Annotated in this window: 11 protein-coding genes and 1 pseudogene; 4 read left to right on the forward strand and 8 right to left on the reverse strand. The window is 71.0% G+C overall.

The features are described 5' to 3' along the window. Nucleotides 1–4 precede the first annotated feature (4 nt). The 8 genes from ABZX90_RS38980 to ABZX90_RS39015 all read right to left on the reverse strand — a co-directional run bounded on the left by ABZX90_RS38980 (nt 5) and on the right by ABZX90_RS39015 (nt 13,152). Nucleotides 5–1,957 (reverse strand): alginate lyase family protein, encoded by a 1,953-nt coding sequence (locus tag ABZX90_RS38980; RefSeq protein ID WP_355213058.1) that lies wholly within the window; start codon nt 1,955–1,957, stop codon nt 5–7. Then, the gene (locus ABZX90_RS38985) at nt 1,954–4,149 is read right to left on the reverse strand and encodes a bi-domain-containing oxidoreductase (RefSeq protein ID WP_355213060.1); all 2,196 of its coding nucleotides are present in this window, start codon (nt 4,147–4,149) and stop codon (nt 1,954–1,956) included. The genes ABZX90_RS38980 and ABZX90_RS38985 overlap by 4 nt, the downstream gene beginning before the upstream one ends. Before the next feature lie 36 nt (nt 4,150–4,185). Further along, nucleotides 4,186–6,120 (reverse strand): asparagine synthase (glutamine-hydrolyzing), encoded by a 1,935-nt coding sequence (gene asnB / locus ABZX90_RS38990; RefSeq protein ID WP_355213062.1) that lies wholly within the window; start codon nt 6,118–6,120, stop codon nt 4,186–4,188. 3 nt (nt 6,121–6,123) lie between these two features. Continuing rightward, complete coding sequence (locus ABZX90_RS38995) at nt 6,124–7,644, reverse strand: Wzz/FepE/Etk N-terminal domain-containing protein (protein ID WP_355213064.1); 1,521 nt, start codon at nt 7,642–7,644, stop codon at nt 6,124–6,126. Then, nucleotides 7,641–9,011, reverse strand: a complete 1,371-nt coding sequence (locus ABZX90_RS39000) for a Wzz/FepE/Etk N-terminal domain-containing protein (RefSeq protein WP_355213066.1) — start codon at nt 9,009–9,011, stop codon at nt 7,641–7,643. The genes ABZX90_RS38995 and ABZX90_RS39000 overlap by 4 nt, the downstream gene beginning before the upstream one ends. Next, on the reverse strand, nt 9,008–10,291 hold the full coding sequence (locus ABZX90_RS39005) for a glycosyltransferase family 4 protein (RefSeq protein WP_351134053.1): 1,284 nt from the start codon (nt 10,289–10,291) through the stop codon (nt 9,008–9,010). Before ABZX90_RS39005 ends, ABZX90_RS39000 begins: the two co-directional genes overlap by 4 nt. Next, the gene (locus ABZX90_RS39010) at nt 10,281–11,606 is read right to left on the reverse strand and encodes a nucleotide sugar dehydrogenase (protein ID WP_355213068.1); all 1,326 of its coding nucleotides are present in this window, start codon (nt 11,604–11,606) and stop codon (nt 10,281–10,283) included. Before ABZX90_RS39010 ends, ABZX90_RS39005 begins: the two co-directional genes overlap by 11 nt. Before the next feature lie 73 nt (nt 11,607–11,679). After that, a complete protein-coding gene (locus ABZX90_RS39015) occupies nt 11,680–13,152 on the reverse strand; it encodes a sugar transferase (protein WP_355213070.1) in 1,473 nt (490 codons plus the stop codon). Nucleotides 13,153–13,814: 662 nt separating this feature from the next. Between ABZX90_RS39015 and ABZX90_RS39020 the strand changes: the two genes are divergently transcribed. From ABZX90_RS39020 to ABZX90_RS39035, 4 genes and pseudogenes are all read left to right on the forward strand, one after another. Further along, complete coding sequence (locus ABZX90_RS39020) at nt 13,815–13,955, forward strand: hypothetical protein (RefSeq protein ID WP_355213072.1); 141 nt, start codon at nt 13,815–13,817, stop codon at nt 13,953–13,955. A 136-nt stretch (nt 13,956–14,091) separates the two neighbouring features. Further along, a pseudogene (locus ABZX90_RS39025) lies at nt 14,092–14,486 on the forward strand (transposase); the annotation flags it as partial. 115 nt (nt 14,487–14,601) lie between these two features. Beyond that, nucleotides 14,602–14,811 carry a hypothetical protein gene (locus tag ABZX90_RS39030; RefSeq protein WP_355213074.1) on the forward strand — a complete coding sequence of 70 codons (210 nt, stop codon included), beginning with the start codon at nt 14,602–14,604 and terminating at the stop codon, nt 14,809–14,811. A 392-nt stretch (nt 14,812–15,203) separates the two neighbouring features. Further along, nucleotides 15,204–17,372: a SpoIIE family protein phosphatase gene (locus ABZX90_RS39035; RefSeq protein WP_351134804.1), complete on the forward strand. Its 2,169-nt coding sequence runs from the start codon at nt 15,204–15,206 to the stop codon at nt 17,370–17,372. Nucleotides 17,373–17,521 lie beyond the last annotated feature (149 nt).

Consider the following 17,521-nt stretch of genomic DNA (forward strand, 5'->3'; position numbering starts at 1 on the left):
CCCCCTAGCCGCGGAACCCGAGCACGGTGGTGAAACCCTCCGTGCCGTCGGTGGAGCCGGTGCCGATCAGAGTGGTAGCGGGTCCCTTGCGCCCGAATCCGGCGGAGTACCAGCCCAGCGGCGGGTCGGTCTCGCCGTGATGCGCCTGCCAGGACAGCTGCCCGGGCAGGTCGAGTACGGCGGAGCGGTCCTCGCCGTCGCGGGTCCAGGTGAGCTGTGCCCGGTTCCCCACCAGGTCCGCGGTGATCGCCGGACCGAGGTGGAACGCCAGGTTCACGGTCCGGCGCGACCCGCTCACCTCGTCCACCACCGTCAGCTCCTGGCTCGCGGCCGTCAGCTCCACCCGGCGGCGGTGCACGGAGCCCTGGTAGCCGTCGTGCTCGGCGGACCAGCGGGCCGTCCCCCCGTCGGAGGCGTCGGATGTGTCCGCGGCCAGGACGCGGGTGCGGGCATGCCGGGTCCACAGGAACGGGCCGCCGGAGACGGACTGGTCACCGCCGTCCAGCTGCAGGGTGTTGTGGCCGAGGGTGGACCGGAAGTACTGCCGCCACTCGGGCTGCCCGTGGTAGCAGTACGTCCCCGGGTCGGCGAGCACATCGACCCCGTCGTGCCGCACCTCCACGGACAGCGCGTCCGCGTGGGCATGCGCGGCGATGGACAGGAAGCCGTGCGGACCACCGTCGCAGCGGCACCAGATCTCTTCCGGGCCGCGCAGGATCGTCATACCCGCGTCGGCGAAGTGTGCCGGTCGGCTCGCCGGGCGGGTCACGGACAGTTCCGTGGGTTTGGCGAGCGCGGCCAGCAGCGGGGTGCGCACATCGGTGCCGGTCACCGTCGGCCACCAGTCGAGCCGGCCGAACACGGCGTCCCCGGTGGCCAGCAGCGAGCCCCAGCGGTCGGTGCCCGCGCCGTCCACGATCAGACCGTGCCCGTCGTCCGCGTCCCCCTGGCGCGGCGGCCGGAGCCGGTTGTCCACGACGGCCGCGAGCGCGTCGGTCATGCGCAGCAGCACAAGGCGGACGGACGCGGGGACCTGCACGCCTGCGGCGTCCGCCTCGGCCACCGCGGCCAGGCCGAGCTCCAGCACCAGTCCGTGGTACTCGGTGGCCAGCTCGCGGTTGAGGCCGGAGAGGTAGGTGTTGCTGCGCAGGTTCCGATCCAGGGACCGCAGAGCGTCGGCTCGCCAACGCTCCGAGGCGGGAAACCAGTCGAACGCGCAGGCCGCGGCGAACTGCCCGGCGGCCTCGGCGATGACGTGGTTGTTCGCCGAGGACCCGCGGCTGGGGAAGGCGGCCAGCCAGCGCTGGTGGTGCCAGATCTGGTTCAACGCCACCGGGTTGTCCTCGAACAGCCCGGCCGCGCCCGGCCAGCCGTCGAGCAGCCGGCGGATCCACACCCAGGACAGCAGCCGGATGCCCAGCTCGATGCCGCTGACCCAATGGACGCCGCGCAGTGGTGGGTTGGCCGACCACCACGAGCGCAGGTGCTCGGCCACGCGTTCGGCGTACCGCTCGTTCCCGGTGATCGCGTAGGCGGCGGCGAGCTGGGTGAGGTACTGGTGCCGGGACGGCTCCCAGATCTGCTTGATGTCCCCGACCGTGCCCTCGTCGCGGTATGGCACGTCGAAGGCGTAGACCTGCGGAGCCCGTCGCCCGGTCTTCGGATCGTACGACCAGTCCGGGTCGGCCAGGTCGTCGCGGTCCACCCCGAAGAACTCGGCGTGCCCGTCCATCAGCCGGTCCGCCTCGGCGACGAGGCGTTTCGCGGCGTCCGGAGCCATGGCGGCGATCGTCCCTGCGGGCAGGACCGCGGTGAACCGGGCGCCGGGCACGCTCGGGCAGTCCGGCGGCGCCGACCGCCACCGCCGCCTGCGCACCGCGTCGCCCACCCGGCCCGCGACCTCCTGCGGTCCCATCCGGGACAGCCGCCGCAGGTACCAGCCCGCGCTCATGGTCATCGTGCCCGCTCCAACGTCACCGGCACACCGCCGGCCAGGCCGGCCTGTACGGCGAGGGTGGCCGCCGTGGTGGCGACCAGCGACTCCAGCGGCACCGGCATCGGCCCGCCGGTCCGCACGGCCTTGATGAACGCGGCCAGTTCGGCGGACTGGCCCTTGTCCCGGGCCTTGGGCAGCCGCGAACTGACCCACTTCTTACGGCCGTACACCGAAGCACGGACGAAGTCGTCGAGCCGCAGCACCTTGCCGTCCGCGACGAGGTCCAGCGTCTCCTTGGGGAAGCCGGGTGCGCCGGTGGTGACGTAGCTGATGGTGGCGGTGGACCCGTCCGGGTAGCGCAGTACGACCTGGAGGTCCTCGTTGCCGGACGGGGCGACCGCGTACACCGAGACCGGGTCGGCCTCCAGCAGCCAGCTCGCCGTGTCGATGAAGTGCCCGCCCTCGCCTTCGAACCGCGAGCCCTCGGTGCCCTGTTGGAGGTACCAGCTGCCGTGCTGCAGCCGGCCCGCGTTGACCAGGTAGCGCAGGCTCGCCGGACCGGTCCGGGTGCCGAACCGCTTCCTGGCCTCCTGCAGCAGGGGCGCGAACCGGCGGTTGAAGCCCACCTGCAGCCGGTCGTTGCCGGACTCCTCCACCGCCGCGAGCACGCCGGCCAGCTCGTCCTCGGTGAGGGCCAGCGGCTTCTCCACGAAGACGGTCTTGCCGGCCAGCAGTGCCTGTCGGGTCAGTTCGGCGTGCGAGCTGTGCCGGGTGACCACGAACACCGCGTCGATGGACTTGTCGCCGAGCACGGCGTCGAGATCGGTGGTCGCCTCGGCGAAGCCGAACTTCCGCTGCGCGTTGGCCGCGGACAGCGCCGTCGTGGTGACGACGGTCGACAACTCCACGCCCTCGCGCTGTGCCAGGTGCGGCAGCAGCATCGACGTCGCGTAGTTTCCCGCGCCGACGAACGCCAGCTTCACCGGCGTGCTGGTGGCGCGGGCCGGACTCGGCTTCATGCTTTTGGTGGACACAGCCACCGCGGGCACCGCCACCACCGGTGCGGCCGCCTCCGCCGTGTCCTGCGCCTGTTCCGGGTACCGGAACAGCACGGCCACGGCCTTCAACTCGCCGTCCTTCAGGCGCTGGTACGTCTCGACGGCGTCGTCGAAGTCGGCGATGTGCGAGACCAACGGCTCCACGTCGACGCTGCCGCGGGCGAGGAGATCGAGGAAGCACGCCAGGTTGCGGCGCTCGGTCCAGCGCACGTAGCCGATCGGGTAGTCGCGGCCCTCCAGCTCGTACTCCGGGTCGTAGCGCCCGGGGCCGTAGCTGCGGGAGAACCGGACGTCGAGTTCCTTCTCGTAGTACGCGTTCCACGGCAGGTCCAGGCGGCACTTTCCGATGTCGACGACCCGGCCGCGGTCCCGGCAGAGCCGGGCGGCCAGCTCGACGGGCTGGTTGCTGCCGCCGCCGGCGGCCAGGTACACCTGGTCCACGCCGTGACCGCCGGTGAGTTCGGCGACGGCGGTTTCCACGGCCGCGGACCCGGGATCGCCGCAGGCCGCGGCGCCCAGGCGCGCGGCGAGCTCGCAGCGCGCCGGGTCCGGGTCGGCGCCGACGACACGAACTCCCGAGGCGGTGAGGAGTTGCACCACCAGCTGACCGATCAGGCCGAGGCCGATGACGAGTGCCACTTCGCCGAGCTGCGGCTCGCCCTGGCGGACGCCCTGCATCGCGATCGACCCGACGGTGCCGAAGGCCGCGTGGCGCGGCGCGAGGCCGTCCGGCACCGAGGCGTAGAGGTTCTTCGGCACCCAGTTCAGCTCGGCGTGCAACGCGTGCTCGTTGCCGGCGCAGGCCACCAGGTCGCCGACCTTCACGTCGTCGATCCCGGCGCCGACCTGCTCGACCACCCCGCACAGTGAATAGCCCAGCGGCGTGTAGGAGTCCAGCTTGCCCATCACCTTGCGGTAGGTGGCGGGCACCCCGTTGGTGGCCACGCTCTGCATGACCTTGGCCACCTGGTCCGGCCTGGAGCGGGCCTTGCCCAGCATCGACATGCCGGCCTCGGACACCTTCATGAGCTCGGTGCCGGTGGAGATCAGCGAGTAGGCGCTGCGGACCAGCACACCGCCCGGCTTGCACACCGGCACCGGAACGTCGAGCACCGCCAGCTCGCCGCTCTTGTAGTTCTGAACAACCTGCTTCACTCAAGTCCCCTTGTTCTACGCCGTCTTCGCCGTCTTCTACGCCGCCGAGCGAGTGCTCTGGCCGGACCCGGAGGTCGCGTCGCGATACCAGTACTCGAGCGTCAGTACGTGCCACAGATGCTTGGAGAAGTCCTGCTGCCCGGCGGCGTCCTCGGCGACCATCCGGGCCAGCGCGTCGCGGCGCAGGATCCCGGAGCGGACGAGCTCGCCGTCGTTGACCACCTCGCGCACCAGCGGTGCCAGATCCCGGCTCATCCAGGCCCGCAGCGGGGCGCTGAACAGGCCCTTGGGCCGGTACACGATCTCGCGGGGCAGGATCGAGGTGGCCGCCTCCTTGAGTACGGCCTTGCCCTGCCGTCCGACGATCTTGCGATCGCCGGGCACGGCGAACGCCGCCTTGACCACCTCGACGTCCACGTACGGCACCCGCACCTCGGTCGACGCGGCCATGCTGGAGCGGTCCGTGTAGGCGAGGTTCAGGCCCGGCAGGAACATCCGGGCGTCGCCCAGGCACATGCGGTTGACGAAGTCGTCGAGGTCGTTGTCCTGGTAGATGTCCGCATGCTCGGTGAGCACGTCGTCGACCGTGCCGGCCAGGTCCGGATCGACCAGGGCGAGCAGTTCGTCCTGGTCGTACATGGTGTAGCTGCGCCGGAACGCGGTCTCCTCCGGCAGATCGGCGAAGGAGAGGAACCGCTTCGCGAAGCGCACCGACCGGAACCCCCGGCGGGAGGTGGCGACCGGCAACCGGTCCACGGCCGCGGACACCCCTCGGCGCAGCGGCCGCGGGACGCGCTGGTAGCGCAGGGCAAGGAGGTTGGCCAGGTGTTTGCGGTACCCGGCGAACAGTTCGTCGGCGCCCATCCCCGAGAGCATCACCTTGACCCCGGCCTCCCGGGCGGCCGAGCAGATCAGGAAGGTGTTGATCGCGGCGGGGTCGCCGATCGGCTCGTCCAGGTGGTACGTCATCTGCGGCAGCAGGTCGAGTACGTTCGGGGCGATCTCGATCTCGTGCAGGTCGACGCCGAACCGCTCGGCCACCTGCCGGGCATAGCGCAGGTCGTCCGGCATCGCCTCGAACTTGGCGTCCTCGGCGCGGAACCCGATCGTGTAGGCGGAGATCCCGGGCCGGTCGCGGGCCGCCAGTGCGGTCAGGTAGCTGGAGTCGAGCCCGCCGGACAGGAAGGTCGCCACGGGTACGTCGGAGAGCAGGTGCCGCCGGGTCGACTCCTCGACGATGGCTGCCAAGTCCGGCTGTTCGCCGCTCCGGGCTCGTTCCCGGCCCTCGGCGGCGACGTCCTTCAGGTTCCAGAACCGGCCGCGCTGCACCCGGCCGTCGGGCCGGCACCGCAGCCAGGTCCCCGGCGGCAGCTTCTCCGCTTCCCGGAACGCGCACCGCGAGTCCGGCACCCAGTAGTACAGCAGCGAGGCCACCAGCGCCGCGTGGTCCACCTCCAGCTTCCCGCCGGTCGCGGCGGCGAACGCCTTGAGCTCGGAGGCGAACACCAGGCCCTCGCCGCGCCGGAGCAGGAACAGCGGCTTGATGCCCAACTGGTCGCGGGCCAGCACCAGTTCGCCGGTGCGCTCGTCGAAGATCCCGAACGCGAACATGCCGCGGAGGCGGGGCAGGCAGTCCGTGCCCCAGCGCCGCCAGGCCTCCAGGAGCACCTCGGTGTCCGAGGTACCGCGGAAGCGCACCCCGGCGGCCGACAGTTCGGCACGCAGCTCGGGAGCGTTGTACAGCTCGCCGTTGTACGTCAGGACGAGGCCGTCCGAGACCATCGGCTGGGCACCGGTCTCGGACAGGTCGATGATGGCCAGCCGACGGTGCCCGAGGTGCACTTCGCCGTCACCGACGGGGTGGCTGTACCGGCCCGCCCCGTCCGGACCGCGGTGGGCGAGGGTCTCGGTGAGCCGGTCGGCCACGGCCTTCCCGTCCGGCCATCGGTAAGTGCCTGCGATGCCACACATGTGCTACCGCACCTCCTGGTCGCTGTCCGGGACCCGTGCCGCCCAGATCGGCAGCCGCTCAGCCCGCCGCCGGCCTGTCCCGTTCTGTCGGGCCAGCCGCTCGTTCTGGCCGCGCAGCGCGGTGTGCAGCCCGTCCCACAGCGTGCCGTCGGTCCGGTCACGCGGATCGGGGTCGATCAGCACCACACCGATCACCGGAATGCGCTGGTCCGCGAGCTGCCGCGCCACGGTGTGCAGCCATGCGGCGCTGCCGTGCCCGGCACGCACGACGAGCACGGTCTGGGTGCCGAGGTACTGGAGGTCGGTCCACGCGGTGCCGGGTGCGACCGAGCCGACGCCGATCAGGTGCCCCTGATCCGGTACGGCCGCGGCCTGCTCGCCGCTGACCACGGTGGGGTCTCCTGGTTTCTGGCGGCGGCCGGAGAGCTGCGGGCCGGGCAGACCGTCGATGACGGCCACGGCCCCCTCGGCCGACAGTGCTCGGGCAACGTTCAGAGCGATCACGCTCGTGCTGCGCGCGCAGCCCAGTTCCAGCAGCGACACCGGTTCCGCGGAGCCGCGCACGGTGCGGGCCAGGGACGCGGTGAGCCGTTCGCGTGCCTTGCGGGTTCGTCGGCGCTGCCACGGCCTGCCCGACCGGCGGGGCAGCTCCGCGATGACGGAAGCGCCCAGGTTCGCCGCGATGTCCCGGCGCAGCACCGGGCGGTCCGCCACCACGACGCCGACCGCGGCAAGCGCGAGCCCGAGGAAGAGGCCGAGGACGAGCCCGATCGCGGCGTCGGTGACCGCGGCCTTGGGCAGGGAGTGCCGCACCGCGCGCGCGGCGTCCACGATCTGCGTGCCGGCGATGACGCTGGGCGTGCCGGTACGCGCGTCCGCGGCACGCTGGTCGAAGTCGGCTATCCGCGAGTTGAGTTCGGCCCGGCGGGCGAAGAGCGACTCGATGCTCGCCGACGCTGTCGGGTCGCTGTCCGGCGACCGGTCTCCGATCTCCTTGTTGACCTGGGCGAGCTCGTCCCGCGTGCGGTCACGCTGGTCGAGCAGGGCCTTGGCCTCGGCCTTCGCGGTTTCCTGCATCCGCGTCACATGGTCCGTGACGAACGCGTCGGCCAGCGCCTTGGCCCGGGCCACCGCTTCCGCTTCGCTGTCGCCGGTCACATCGATCTGCAGCAGGTTGTTGGTCAGGCCGGTACCCCGGTAGTCCCGCATGAAGTCCTCCGGTCTTTCCGGGGACTTGAGGGACTTCAGGGCCATGTCGGCGACCCGTGTGGTCTGCAGCACCGCGACGTCGGTACGGATCAGTGTTCCGGTGTCGTTCGGCTGGTCCTCCGCGTGCGCGACCAGCACCTTGGTCATCGCGCTCGGCGCCGGCGGCATCAGGACCGCCACCGCCGCGCCGGCCAGCAGGCCGAGGAGTGCCATTGCGCTCCACAGGCGGCGGCGCCTGCGCACCGACACCACCAGCGCCTGCAGGTCGAGGAGCGGCGCGTCGACCGGCGATTTCGAAGTCGTGCTGGTCGTCACGCTGAACCTCCCCGCACGTGGCCGGGCACCGCGAACGTCGGAGTGGCGTCGTCCGGAAGCTGGTCGGCAGAGCGCGTGGGCTGGGCCTCGACCGTGCCGGCCACGACGACGCCGACGACCTCGTGCCTGCCGTCCGCGCACGCCTCGGCGATGCCGGTGAGCTCCTCCGCGGTCCAGCTGCCCGGGCTGAGAACCACCAGGGCGCCCGACTCGGTGTCGTGGTCCGGCACCATCGGCCGGTCCACCGACACCTCCACCACCCGCAGCTGCGGATCGCCCTTGGCCTCGGCGGCGAGCTGTCCGGCGGCCCGGCGGGCGATCTCGTCTCCGTCCGGTACGACGACCAGCAGCCGCCGGGGAGCCGGCAGCTGCTCCCGGAGGCGAGCGCACACCCGCCGGTAGCGGAGCCGTCTGCCGGCCTCGTCGCCGGACTTCTGCGGGGCCGGTGTGTCCCACGGTGTGTCGGTGCCGAGGAGTCGGCCGATCCGGGCTCGTGGGCCCCCGCCTGCCGGCGGGTGCGCGCGCCGTTCACCGGGCACGTCGACGGTGCCGAGGAGCGTCGAGCCCAGCGCCGCGGCGATCTCCGGTTCGGTGCGCAGTCGGCGGTTCATCCGTGCTGCGACGAGATGGCCGATGACCGCGAGCAGGAAGAACAGCAGCGCCCCGCCGACGATGAGCTGAATCCTCGTCGGCGGCGCCTCGCCGGTCGGCCGTGCGGCCGACCCCATGACGACCATGCCTGCTTTGTTGCTCGCCGGGCCGGCCTCGTCGAGTTTCTTCATGGCCGCCTCCAGCGAGGTGCGCAGGTTCTCGAGCGCGGTGCGGGTCTGCACGCTCTCCACGGTCTGTCCCGGATCGGCAGCCTTGGCCAGTTTGCTGATGCGGCGGTTGGTGTCTGCCACCTGCTTCCGCAGCGCCTCGGTCTCCGCGGCCGCCGCGGAGTCGGTGCCGCTGCCCGCGACCTGCGCGGCGAACTGCACGAACTGCTGGGCCACCCGGTCGGCGAGCCGCTGCGCGCGCTCCGGGGTGTCGGCCGTACCGGAGATCGTGATGATGTTCCCGTCGGCGGCCTTGGCGCTCACGTTGTCCCGCAGCTCGGTGTCGCTGACGCCGGTCCAGTGGAGAGCGGCGGCCGCGCGGCCGACCACTGCCGAACTGGTGGCGATGTCCACCTGGGTGAGCAGCTCGCGCTCCTCCCAGATGCCCGGCAGCAGTACCGGCGCCGACGCGGTGTATCGCGGCGGGAACACCAGCACCGAGGTGCCGTAGCCGAATAGTGCGCCCACCACGGCGAGGACGGCCAGAAGCCGCCACCGCCGGCGGAGTATCCGCCCGATCGTGACGAGGCGGATGGTGTCTTCGTTCAACTGCGCTGCCTCTTCTTCCTTGTGCGCACCGGACCGCTCGCCGACACCGCACTGCGGTCCCGGCACGCGGCGGCGTAGGCGGCGAGCAGCGATGCCTGCGAGTTGCTCCAGGAAAGCTGCCCGCCGATTCGCTCCTGGCCGATCTTGCCCATCCGGGCCCGCTTCTCCGGATCGTCCAGCAACACCGTGATGAGCTTGGCGAACTGGGCCTCGTCGTTGGCCGGCGCGTAGACGGCGGCGTCGCCGGCGGAGACGCGCGCCTCCTTCAGGTCGAAGGAGACGATCGGCCGGCCCATGGCCATGTACTCCAGGACCTTGTTCATGGTCGACACGTCGTTGAGCGGATTGCGCGGGTCGGGAGAGAGGCACACGTCCGCGGTGGACAGGTAGCGCACCAGGTCGGCGTCCGGAATGCGCCCGGTGAACTGCACCTGGTCCGTGAGCCCGAGCTGCCGCGACAGCTCCACCATCGCGTCGAAGGCGTCGCCGGAGCCGACGAACACCGCGTGCCAGTCGGTCCGCCCGAACTCGTCGCGCAGCTTTGCGAGGGCGCGCAGAGCGTAGTCGACGCCGTCCTGCGGGCCCATGACGCCGAGGTAGCACAGCAGATGAGGTTTGCCGCGCTTCAACTCCGTCTCGGGCGGTACCGGTTGGAACCGCTCGATCTGGGGCGCGCTGCGCACCACGAAGACGTCCTCGGGGCGCCGGCCGCCACGGCTCACCGCGACGTCCCGGTAGCTCTCGTTCGTGGCCAGCACGATGTCCGCGGCCCGGTAGGTCCGCCGTTCCAGCGCGCACACGGCGCGGTAGAGCAGGTCCTTGCCGCGGTCGAACCGGGACAGGTACAGCTCGGGTACCAGGTCGTGCTGGTCGAAGACGAACCGTGCGCCGCGCCGCTGCAGCCACCGGGCCGACAGGAACAGCAGGTCGGGCGGGTTGCAGGCGTGGACGACGTGGACCGGGCCGACCTTGCGGGCCAGCCGGGCCGTGTGCCACAGCGCCGTTCCGTACTCCCGCAGGTAGCCGGCCGGTCCTCCGGTGGCGGCGCGCAACGGATAGCGGTGGATGCGCACCCCGTCGATCAACGCCTCCGGTTCCGTGTCCCGCTTCTCCCCACGGGGGCAGATGACGTGCACCTCCCAGCCCGCGTCGCGCAGCGTCGTGCACTCCTGCCACACCCGCCGGTCGAACGGCACCGACAGGTTCTCCACCAGGATCAGCGCGCGCCGGCCCGAGCCGTGGCCGCCGGCTATGTCATCAAACGATCTGTTACCAAGCAAGGCCCATGTACCCCGGTTCGGCTCGGCGCGTCTCGGCGTCGGGAAGGCGGATGAGGTCGACGATCACCGGGCTGCCGCCGTGCGGCAGCGCCGAAAGGACGGCCGGATCTTTGGTCCCGACCAGGCAGACCTCGGCGTGGTCGAGCACCTCGTCGACGGAGTCCGCGAGCAGCTGCGCGAGGTGCGGCAGCCGGGTCTCGATGTACTCGCGGTTCGCGCCGATCAGCCGGGAGAGGCTCACGTTGGCGTCATAGATCTTGAGGTCGTACCCCTTGCCGAAGAGCCTCTCCGCCAGTTCGACGAGCGGGCTCTCGCGGAGGTCGTCGGTGCCGGGTTTGAAGGAAAGGCCGAACAGGCCCACCCGCCGCTTTCCGGTGCGCTCGACCAGGTCCACCGCACGCTGCAGATGGTCGGAGTTGGAGGGCAGCACGTGGGAGAGGATGGGCACCGAGACGTCGGCCCGCTGCGCCGCGTGGACCAGGCTGCGCAGGTCCTTGGGCAGGCAGGAGCCGCCGAAGGCGAAGCCGGGCCGCAGATAGGCGGGGCTGATGTTCAGCTTGCGGTCGGCCAGGAACACATCCATCACCTGGTGCGAGTCGACCCCGAGTGCCTGGCACACCGCGCCCAGCTCGTTCGCGAAGCCGATCTTGAGGCCGTGGAAGGCGTTGTCCGCGTACTTGATGGCCTCGGCCGTCGGTACCGGCACCCGGAACACCTCGCCGGGCAGGCCCTCGTACAGCGCCGCCACCGCGTCGCCGCTCGCCGGGTCGAGCTCGCCGATGACCGTCTTGGGCGGGTCGAAGAAGTCCCGCACGCTCGTGCCCTCGCGCAGGAACTCCGGGTTGACCGCGACCCCGACGTCCACCCCGGCCGTGCCGCCGACGTACTTCTCCAGGATCGGTACCAGCAGGTTCATGCAGGTGCCCGGGAGCATGGTGCTGCGGAACACGACCGTGTGCCGGCCACTGCGCCCACTGCGGTCCGCCAGCGCGGCGCCGATCTGCTCGGTGACCCGCTCCAAGTACGTGGTGCACAGGCTGCCGTTGGGCTCCGACGGTGTGCCCACGCAGACCAGCGACACGTCACTGCCCATGATCGCCTCGCGTACGTCGTCGGTGGCGCGTAATGCTCCGGACCGCACGACCTCGGCGATGAGCTCGCCGATCCGCTCCTCGACCACCGGGGCCTTGCCGTCGTTGACCAGGTCGACCTTCGCCTGGTTCACGTCCACCCCGATGACCTCGTGGCCTTGGCCGGCCAGGCATGCGGCCGACACGCAGCCCACGTAGCCGAGCCCCAGAACGCTGACTCTCATGATCCGTTCCTCCCCCCAGGCAGGCCCTTTTGGCCTGCGGTCCGCACGTCGGCCGGACAACGCCCCCCGCGCATCAGTAGGCCCCCTGCCCTTGGAGCACCGCGCGCAGCGTCTTCCACAAGATCACCGTGTCGAGGGCGAGCGACCAGTCCTCCACGTACCGAAGGTCAAGGCGGACGGCCTCCTCCCACGGCAGGTCGCTGCGCCCGCTGATCTGCCACAGGCCGGTGAGTCCGGGCTTGACGAGCAGCCGCCGCCGGATGTCCGGGCCGTACGCGGCGGACTCCTCCGGTAACGGAGGCCGCGGACCGACGAGCGACATCGATCCGGTGAGCACGTTGAAAAGCTGCGGGAGCTCGTCGAGCGAGTACCGGCGCAGCACTGCTCCCACCCGGGTCACCCGCGGATCCCGGCGGAGCTTGAACAGCAGCCCCGAACCCTCGTTGCGGTCGGCCAGTGCGGCACGTGCCCCATGGGCCCCGGTGACCATGGTGCGGAACTTGAGAATGGTGAACTCGTGGCCGTCCTTGCCGACCCTTCGCTGGCGGTAGAACACCCCGCCCCGGCTGTCCACCAGCACCAGCAGTCCGACGAGCAGCATCAGCGGCGCGAACAGCATCAGCAGGATCGCCGCGCCCACCCGATCGACGACCCCCTTGATCGCCCGGCGGCCCCCGGTGAAGGTCGGCATGCTGACCCGCAGCAGCGGGATCCCGAGCACCGCGTCGACGTGCAGCCGCGGGCCGGCCACCTCCATCAGCACGGGGGCCACGACCATCTCGGCGTCGCTGCCTTCGAGGTTCCAGGCCAGCCGCTGCAGCCGCTCCGGAGTCCAGTACACGTCCGGCGTGACGGCGACGACCCGGTAGCCGTCGTGATCGACGTACTTGGCGACGTCCGTCAGTCGGCCGACGACCGGCACTCCGTCCAGTTCGTCACCGTCGATCCCGTCCGTCGTGCACACTCCGTCCACGCGCCATCCGAGGTGCGGGAACTTGCGGGTTCGGGATATCAAGTCGCGCACGGTGTCCGGGCTCCCGGCGGCAAGCACCGGTCTAAGGCACTGCCCTTCCTTCCGCTGCTTGTGCAGCGAGAGACGGAGCAGATACCGCGCGGTCATCGTGACGAGCGCGATCGCTGGGATCGCGACGAAGATCCAGAGCTTGATGTTGCGCGAGGTGAGGGCGATCCCGCCGAGCGCCAGTACGACGGTCGCGGTGAACAGTGAGCGTCCGAGCCGGCGGAATTCCTCGGCGCCCTGGCCGAGCACGGCCGGAGCCCACGACCGGCTCACCGCAAGCGCTCCCAGCACCAGCAGCTCTGTGCCGAATGCGAGTATTCCCCACTTCTCGTGCCAGTTGGCCGCGTCCCGGGCCCCGAAGAAGTTGCCGATCGCCGCCACCACCAAGGCGGTGACCACGGTATCGCTGGTGATCACGGTACGGCGGTACCGCTGTTCCCAGCCGCTCGTCGGCCGGCTGATTGCTCCGTCCGCCAGACGCCCGTGCGCCGACGGAAACGGGCCGACTAATCCCCCCTGTCGCACAGAACCCCCCCGGTCCCCAGTGGTACGACGTGGTCGCCCAACACTGCCCCTCCCCCCGGGAGGTCCCCACCCCCCGCACAGTTCGTCCCCCTCGGGAGGCCCCCGCCTCCCCGCGCCGCACTGTTCCTCCCTCCGGGAGGCACTCGCCTCCAGCGCATGACATCCCTGCTGCTTCAGCGCTACTTGAACAACCCACCCTGGCGGCAGCGGACTCACATGCCCTGCCAGATTCTCGAGGTGCGCTGGAACCCGTCGAAACCTCAGGTGCTCCCCGCGTCCAAAGCCCCCTCTCGGGCTCCGAGAACTGACCACCCCCACGACTGACAGCAGCGACGCAGCAACTGGCTGTGCGCAGCGTCTGACCTATAGATCACGATTTGTCGCCTCGTGTCCCGGCATGTGAAGCACGGTCAATCTAGACCATCGGGGCCCGTCTGAAGAGAGGGGTGTGTGTAATTTGTGCTCAAGATTTGAAGCTGGATCCAGGGTTCGGTGACCGTCTGCGGGTGCCTTGACGGCGAAGACGTGCTGTGACCTGTGATGACGGGGTTTCTCCGGTCTGTCGGCACCGGGGCGACAACCCCGTGGCGTTCTGCGCTACCAACTGGGGCCAGTCCGGCGGAACTTGGCGGTGAGCACGGGGCAGTGGGGTGCGGGTGCGAATGATCGACGGCACGCAGGAAGGGATCTTCACCGCTCTGCTCGCGCAGGCAGACGCCGAGGTCGACCTCGACCGGCTCGTCGCCGTGGACTCCACGATCGAGCGCACTCACCAGCACGCCGGCCGCACCACCACTCCCTAAGACGCTCCCGCGGCGGACGGACCACGAAGATCCACCTGCCAGCCGAAGGCCGTTGCCTCCCGCTCGTCTCGGACAGCTTCTGCCAGGCCCGCTTCGATAACTTCGCCGCGAATGTGAACGCCAGTCGCGGCCGTGGATCGTGTCGGATGAACTGTGGTCGCTCATCGAGCCGTTGCTGCCCGTGCCAGCGCCGAACCTGGTCGAGGACAGACCTCGAGTGCCGGACCCGCAGGCGTTGTGCGGGATCCTCTTCGTCCTGCACACCGGCATCCAGTGGGAGTACCTGCCCCAGGAACTCGGCTTCGGCTCGGGGACGACCTGCTGGCGGCGCCTGGCGGCAAGGAACTAGGCCAGAGTCTGGGTGCAGTTGAATGTGGTGCTGCTGGAGAAGCTGCGGCCGAAGGACAAACTGGACCGGTCCCGGGCGGTGATCGACTCCTCGCACGTGCGGGCTGCCCGGCGGGGCCCAAAAGCGGTCCCAGCCCGGTCGACCGAGCACGTCCGGGCAGCAAGCACCCCCTCATCGTCGACGGGCAGACGCGGCGTCCCTGGCTGCCTGGTCGTCGAGAGGCACGAAAATGTGGGAGCCGATGAGCAGGTACCTGCCCTGCGGACAGGGCCGCCGCTCACAGACCTCGACACCGGCATGCGCACCCTGCTCCGGCTGGACCGCCACCTGCACGACGCGCCGCTGTTCCCCATCGAGCAAACCGCCGCCCTCCTCGACTACCTCATCTCCGTACTGGTGGACCATCCGCTGTACCGGGAGGTCCGTGACCTGCTCGACGCGAAACCGACCGGGTCACCGGCCGGACTGCACGAGACGAACGCGCTCAGTCCCGGGGCCACGCCCTGATCAATATTGGCCGGATTCCGCAAGCCCTCCAGGAGATCCCAGGAAGCCAAGGCCGACTGGCTGCGCGGCGACGCGCTCGAGGGCGGCCTGATCATGCTGCTCCTGTGCGCGCCTCTGCAGCGAACTCGGACTGGCCATCACCGTCGGCGCCGGCCCCCGGTGGTCCTGCGGCGGTCGTCGCATCCTGGCGGGCGACGCCCCCGGCAAGGCGGAGCACGGCCCCACCGGCCGCGGCATTCCCTCATGGTCAGCGTTCACCGCGCGATCCGCTGGTGTGGGCGAAGCGACCCCCGGTGTTATTCAATGAGGTGTGCGGTCAGGGATCTCGGTGCCCCGACGCACGGGTCCGAGTGCAGCCCCGGCGCTGCGCCGGGGATTGCTGAGGGAGCCGCATGGACTCCACACCCTCCCCCTCGTCCTCTTCGCCGTTTGACCAGGTCAGCAGCGCCCTGGGGCGCTACATCCCGCGCGGCGGAGCGGCAGCGGCGGCCGGTCCTGCGAACGCGCGGGGCGACCGCGCCACCAGCCAACGCGTACCCGACAACCCGGCAGCCGACCGTCAGGATCAGATTCTCGGCGTGGTCATCCTGAACAGGGATCTGAGAATCACCCGCAGCAATCTGGACGCCCCCGTATTCGCGGGTCTGGACGCCGTGGCCGGGAGTCGTTTCGCCGATCTCCTGCCCGCCGGGGACGTACCGACGGTCACACGGCGGTTGCGGCAGGTCCTGGAGATCGGTGAGGCGCACGTCGCCCGGATCCAGCGCCTGCGGCGCGGCGACGGGTCGGAGCTGGTGGTCTCGCTGAGCATCCTGCCCGCCGCGCCGCCTCAGGAGGGCTTGACCGTCTCCGTGATCGCCATGGCCAGGAGGCTGCACCTGTACGCCGCCGAGACCGCGATCGGCACCTCGCTGGACATCGGCGAGACCGCGCAGTCGCTGGCGGAGTCCCTGCTGGCTTGGGGAGACGTGGCCGCCGTCGACCTCGACTTCGCCGTGTGGACGGGCGAGGGAGTCACCGAGCAGGCGCACGGGCGCATCCGGCTACGGCGGGCAGCCCTGGTGCCGGACCGGGCGTGGCCCGAGGGTTACGTGACTCCGGGCGGCGAACTTCCGAGCGACGCGAGTCGCCTGCTGGCACAGGCGGTACGGCGGGACGATGCCCCGCAGCCCATCGTCATACCCGACCGGGAGGCGGTCGAGCGGCTACTTGGCAGTCAGCGAGTGATACGTGCCCTGGTGCCCGGTGACCGGTCGGCGAGTGTGGCGTGCGTACCGCTGGTCCTGGACGGCGCGCCACCCGTCGTGCTGGGCGTGGCGGAGGTCTGGCGACGGGCGGACTGCCCCTTCCGCGACAGCGAGTTGTTCGACCTGCAGGAACTGGTGGCCAGGACCGCCCATCACGTCGACCTGGCCCGTCAACACCAGCGCGAGCACACGCAGGTGCTGGCGTTGCAGCGCCGGCTGCTGCCCCGGACCGGCGGCCACACCATTGAGATCGCCAGCGTCTACCAGCCCGCCACCCCCGACAGCGCGGGCGTCGGCGGCGACTGGGTGAACAGCTTTCCGCTGCCGGACGGCCGTACCGCGCTGGTAGTCGGTGACGTCGTCGGGCACGGCCTGGGAGCCGCGGCAACCATGGGCCAGCTGAGCATGGAGGCCCGCGCACTGCTGTCCGCGGGGCTGGCACCCGACGAGGTGCTGGAGCACCTGGACGAGACCGTGACGCTGCTGGACGACGCGGAGTCGGGGCTGGCGGCCGGCTACAGCGCCCTCGGCTCTACCTGCTGCATCGCCCTCTACGACCCGGTCAGCCGCGACGTGGCGCTCTCCAGCGCGGGCCACCTCCCTCCCGTCCTGGTGCTTCCAAACGGGCGCGCAGGCCCGCTCGCGGTCCGCCCTCACCCCGGCCTGGGCGCCGAGTTCGCGCTGCGGGAGCCGTTCGACGTGCACACGTTCAGCGCACCCCCGGGCTCCCTGCTCGCCCTCTACACCGACGGCCTGGTGGAGGATCCGGCCCTGTCGATCGACGAGGGCATCAGCAGGCTGGCGGATGCCGTGTCCACGGTGCACCCCTGGGATGCCCTGCATCAGGCCGCACGGCACGTCGTCTCCGCGCTGGCGCCCGTGCGCCAGCGCGACGACGTGACCCTGCTGCTCGCGCGCATGATCGGCTACCAAAAGGGGGACACCGCGACCTGGCGGCTACCCGCTCGCGACGACGCGCCCGCCCGTGCCCGCGCGCACGTCTCCGCACTGCTGCGGCAATGGGACACCAGGAGCGACACGCAGGACGACGTGCCGCTGCTGGTCAGCGAGCTGGTCACGAACGCGGTGCGCTTTGCCGCCGGTCCCATCACGATACGACTGATCAGGGCCGGTGGTGGTCACGGCCTGCTGTGCGAGGTGGGCGACACCGGCAACGGCAGGCCGCGTCTGAGCCGGGGCGGCCTCCTCGACGACGGCGGGCGTGGCCTGCACATCGTGCACCGGCTCACCACCCGGTGGGGGGTGCGGTGGACGGACACCGGCAAGGTGGTCTGGGCGGAAGTCGCAAGATGACGCGGCCGCGGGGCGGGGCGCGGCCGGGCGTACGCGCGCGGCGAGGGCAGGGGGGCGTGCGCGTCAGCCGGCGCCACCGACACTACGGACGGCGCTCAGCGGTACCGGTGGCGTGACCGGTGATGCGGGCGGCCCGTTCGCTGCTACGG

The sequence above is a fragment of the Streptomyces sp. NPDC002935 genome (assembly GCF_040611295.1).
Taxonomy (GTDB): Bacteria; Actinomycetota; Actinomycetes; order Streptomycetales; family Streptomycetaceae; genus Streptomyces.